The 678-nt window shown below is 47.1% G+C and carries 1 protein-coding gene; it reads right to left on the reverse strand.

Annotation, left to right across the window (positions count from 1 at the left end; all coding sequences use genetic code 11):
* A partial coding sequence (locus tag OM074_RS21180) for a thiamine pyrophosphate-binding protein (protein ID WP_494515698.1) occupies window positions 1-678 on the reverse strand: 678 nt, incomplete at both ends.

Below are 678 nucleotides of genomic sequence, written 5' to 3' on the forward strand. Positions count from 1 at the left end.
GCAGGTTTCATGTAATCAGAGAATACGAAGAACGTGCCCACTACAGGGATAACACCTCCGTGAAGTGCCATACCGTTTGCTATAGAAGCCATGGTCAACTCTGCCACACCCGACTGTAGGAACTGCCCTGAGAAATCACCCTTTGAAAACGCTTTTGTTTTCTTTAGGAAACCATCTGTTTTATCTGAATTTGCCAAATCGGCAGACGATACGATCATGTTTTCAACCTGCTCGGCAAAAGCGCCCAACACAGTAGCTGAAGCTGCACGGGTAGCCGAACCTGCTTTTTGCTCTATGGCTGCATAATCCACTTGAGGAGCTTCTCCTGAGAAGAACTTGGCAAACTTGGCTGCCAATTCAGGATTTGCTTTTTCCCATTCTGCCTGTTCTGCTTTTTTTGCAGCAGCATATTCTGCCTTTTTAGCATTGGCCGCAGCATACATTTCTGCTACATCCTCAAAAATAACGAATGGGTCACCGTTCAATGCCCCAAGGTTTTTGGCTGTGCTTTCGAAACATGCACCAGCTGCCGACAATGGCTGACCGTGGGTAGAAACCATTTTTTCGAATGAAGAGCCATCAGCTGCAACAGCGCCTTTACCCATGATGGTTTTTCCTATGATAAGGAACGGCTTTTCTGTTTCTGCTTTGGCTGCTTCCAGGGCCTTGCGGATCTCA

Origin of the sequence: Plebeiibacterium marinum, assembly GCF_026013615.1 — a bacterium.
GTDB classification, from domain to species: Bacteria; Bacteroidota; Bacteroidia; order Bacteroidales; family Marinilabiliaceae; genus Saccharicrinis; species Saccharicrinis marinus_A.